A 3,976-nucleotide genomic window follows, 5' to 3' on the forward strand; every position below is an offset into this window, starting at 1 on the left:
CTTGCGGGAGAGGGAGTCAATCGTCCGCCGCGTTGGTCAGGTCCGAGGCTTTGCGGCAGAGGGCTTCGCGACGAGGTCCTCAGGTCTTTAGGGCCCTCAGGCCTTCAGGCCCTTTGGGACACCTTAGGACTTTTAGCGCCCTGAGCTCCCCTTGGCGCCAGCCCTCGGCCAGCGCAGCGCCACGATCGCCAGCACCAGCGCGGCCAGCCAGAAGGCGCTCATCGCGCCACCGCCGCCACCACTTCCACCCGATGTGGGCTCGGTCGGCGTCGTGGGCGTCGTCGGCGTATTGGTCGTCGGCGCAACCGCGGCGACCGCGGCATTCGCGTCCAGCATGCCGGCGCCGCAGGTGCTGGTCGTGCAGTTGCACTCGAGCTGCGGCTGCGCGCTGTTGCCGGCCACACATTGCGCGACGCCGCTTGCCGTCGGGAACGCGCGGGCCGAGCTCTGCAGCGCCGCCTTGATCTGCGCCGGCGTCAGCGCCGGATTGCTCGACAGCATCAGCGCGATGGTCGCGCTGACCAGCGGCGTCGAGAAGCTGGTGCCCGTGCCGCTGTAGTTGAACGCGCCGCTGCCCGCCACCGGCGTCGTCGTGCCGGCGTTGCTGGTCGACAGGATGGGATACAGGCAGGTGCTGCCGGCGGTGGTATTGACGCAGTTGCCGCCAGGCGCGCTGATCGTCACCTGCGGGCCGAGGTTGGAGAACCCGACCTTGGTGCCCACATGCCGCAGGCCGGCCACCGCGATGACGTTGTTGCAGTTGGCCGGCGTGCCGACGGCGATGCCGCCTTCCTTGGTCGGGTCGTCGTTCTCGACGCCGTTGCCCGCCGCCACCACGACCGTCGCGCCCGCGTTGTAGGCGGCGTTGATCGCGTCCTGGTAGGTCGAGCCACAGCTGCCGTCGCCGCCCAGGCTCAGGTTGATCACCTTGGCCTTGTTGGGATTCGTCGGCAGGCCCGGCACGTCCACGCCGGCCGCCCACCGCATGCCCGCGGCGATGTCGGAGGCCCAGCCGCCGCACTTGCCCAGCACCCGCACCGGCAGGATCTTCGCGTTGTAGGCCAGGCCGGCCATGCCCTGGCCGTTGTTGGTGAGCGCCGCGATCAGGCCCGATACCCGCGTGCCGTGCCAGGAACTGTTGCCGATGTCGTCGGACGTGCAGGTGCTGCCCAGCGCGCCCGAGTCGATGTCGGCCTGGCTGACCCAGTCGCCGGGATCGCTCGCATCGCTGTCGGCGCCGTTGCCGTCGTTGGCGGCGGCGATCTGGGTGGAGGTCGCCGTGCCGCCCTGGTTGTAGCCCACCAGGTCATAGCCGCCGACGAACTGGCCGCTCAGGTCGGGATGATCGAAGCGCACGCCGGTGTCCAGCACCGCGACGACGACGCCGGTGCCGGTCGCCCGGTCCCAGGCCGCCGGCGCGTTGATCGACGAGACCACCGTCGCGTCCGGCGCCTTCAGGTACCACTGGCCGGCGGTGACGCCCGCCGAAGCGGCGGTGGCGTACAGCGGATCGTTGGGCACCGAGAAATGCCGCCACCAGCGGTCGACCTCGACCGATTCGACCTCGGTGTCCTGGGCCAGTCGGCGCGCCAGCTCGGCCGAGCTCATGCCGCTGGCGGTGTAGACGTGGGTGCGGCTGTCCAGGCTGATGCGGGCATGCAGGGACGCGGCATGGCGCAGCCCCAGCGTCGTGCCGCGGACCTGGGCGATGTCGCGGGCCTCGGAGGCCGTCACCCGCGTCGCCAGCGGGCGCGCCTTCACCGCATCGGCCTGAGCCTTGAAGCGCACGATCACCCGGGCGAAATCGGGCTGCTGGTCGGGGCGGACCGCCGTCCCGGTCACCGCGCTGGCGCCGCCAGCTCCAAACAACCCGAACACGGCCACGGCAGCGGCCAGGCGCTTCGGCAAAGACAGCACGGACATGCGACGGCTCCACAAAACTGGGCTAACCAGTTTAGGGTGGCCATCACCGACAAATCACTAATCCCCTGACACATTCGCAGCAGAGCATTACCGATGGGGGATTTCTCACGCCAGATCGCGCCAGCGCCGAGGGTGCTTGTGACGGTTCGTGTCGGGGATGCGAACGACGTTGCGCAAAAGAAAAGCCCCGCCGGGGCGGGGCTTCGAGGCTTTGGGGGAACGGGTTCCAGGATCGCTTACTTGGCGACGACCTTGACCATCTCCAGCACCTTGTTCGAGTAGCCCCACTCGTTGTCGTACCAGGACACCAGCTTGACGAAGGTGCCGTCCAGGGCGATGCCAGCCTCGGCGTCGAAGATCGAGGTGCGCGGGTCGCCGCGGAAGTCGGTGGCGACCACCTTGTCCTCGGTGTAGCCCAGCACGCCCTTCAGGGCGCCTTCGCTCTGGGCCTTCATCTCGGCGCAGATCTCCTTGTAGGAGGCCTCGTTGTTGAGCTCGACGGTCAGGTCGACGACCGAGACGTCGGAGGTCGGCACGCGGAAGGACATGCCGGTCAGCTTCTTGTTGAGCTCGGGGATCACCACGCCCACGGCCTTGGCGGCGCCGGTGGAGCTGGGGATGATGTTCTCGAGGATGCCGCGGCCGCCGCGCCAGTCCTTGTTGGACGGGCCGTCGACGGTCTTCTGCGTGGCGGTGGTGGCGTGCACGGTGGTCATCAGACCGCGCTTGATGCCCCACTTGTCGTTCAGCACCTTGGCCAGCGGGGCCAGGCAGTTGGTGGTGCAGCTGGCGTTGGAGATGATGGCCTGGCCGGCGTAGGTCGTGTGGTTGACGCCGTAGACGAACATCGGCGTGTCGTCCTTGGACGGGGCCGACATGATGACCTTCTTGGCACCGGCGGCCAGGTGCTTCTCGCCGGTTTCCTTGGTCAGGAACAGGCCGGTGGCCTCGACGACGATGTCGGCGCCGACCTCGTTCCACTTCAGCTCGGCGGGATCCTTGACCTGGGTCAGGCGGATGCGCTGGCCATTGACGATCAGGGTGTTGCCGTCGACCGCCACATCGCCGTCGAAGCGGCCGTGAACGCTGTCGTACTTCAGCATGTAGGCCAGGTAGTCCGGCTCCAGCAGGTCGTTGATGCCGACGATCTGGATGTCCTTGAAGTTCGCCACGGCGGCGCGGAACACCATGCGGCCGATGCGACCGAAGCCGTTGATACCGATCTTGATGGTCATGAGGAAAGTCTCCTGCGAGTGAAATGAATCGATGACGTCATGGGCGCGTCGCCCAGCCAGTGGACGTCGTGCCGCGGAGGTGTTCGGTCGGTGCATCCGCGAGGCCCGGCACGAGGGCCGGGCGCGGGCGCCGGAAACGCACGATTTGAACAGATCGGCGCGCCCACTCGTTTCGAACGGGTTACCGGGTTTCACCGCGCGGAGCCGCGCGGTTACATCAAGGCGCCAGGGGCGCGGCCGCGGCTGTCGTGGCCGGCTGCAGGCGCAGCGTGCCGCAGGCGACCTTGATCTTGACCATGCGGCCCAGCAGGTGCTCGAAGCGATCCGGCGTCAGGTCCATCTCCAGGCCCCCCAGCCAGGCCAGGAACTCGGCGCGGTTGGGGTCGCGCTCGGTACCGATCTCGCCGACGCGGTTGGCCAGCGCCGGCTTGCCCAGCGTCCAGGCGACGGTGAACGGGCAGTTCATCGTGTTGAAGTCGAACTCGGCCTGTTGCTGCCGGATGCCCTTGATGTTGGACAGGAACTCGCCCAGCGTGACCTCGTCCTTGAAGCTGGCGCGGCCGGCGTCGTGCTTGCGGTAGATGAAGTGCTGGACGAAGCTCATCGGCCGGTCCTCGGCCGAGAGGCAGGGCAGGCGGTAGCTGCGGGCGCGGTCGAGGATCGCGTCCTGCGTGTTGCCGCTGGTGGAGGCGTACAGGGCCTGGACCTCGGGCGGCTGGTCCGGGGCGGTGAAGGTCATGCGGACCATCACGTTGCCGACGGTCTTCTGGTCGAAGCGCGAGGCATTGACCTGCAGCTGGTCGTCCGGCGTGCGCAGG

At 68.3% G+C, this 3,976-nt stretch carries 3 protein-coding genes; all 3 read right to left on the reverse strand.

Annotated features, from left to right (window positions below):
- Positions 1–132 precede the first annotated feature (132 nt).
- Entirely contained in the window at positions 133–1,923 is a 1,791-nt protein-coding gene (locus tag FUT87_RS15715; RefSeq protein WP_147241619.1) for a S8 family peptidase, read from the reverse strand.
- Positions 1,924–2,159: 236 nt separating this feature from the next.
- A complete protein-coding gene (gap, locus tag FUT87_RS15720; protein ID WP_091730889.1) occupies positions 2,160–3,158 on the reverse strand; it encodes a type I glyceraldehyde-3-phosphate dehydrogenase in 999 nt (332 codons plus the stop codon).
- 217 nt (positions 3,159–3,375) lie between these two features.
- Positions 3,376–3,976, reverse strand: a 601-nt coding sequence (locus FUT87_RS28900) for a hypothetical protein (protein WP_186830564.1), incomplete at its 5' end; no start/stop codon positions are given.

The organism is Mitsuaria sp. TWR114 (assembly GCF_007997345.1).

Excerpts from the sequence above, each read along its gene's own strand:
- FUT87_RS15715 (WP_147241619.1), bottom strand. The coding sequence starts at position 1,923 with ATGTCCGTGCTGTCTTTGCCGAAGCGCCTGGCCGCTGCCGTGGCCGTG.
- gap (WP_091730889.1), bottom strand. The coding sequence starts at position 3,158 with ATGACCATCAAGATCGGTATCAACGGCTTCGGTCGCATCGGCCGCATG.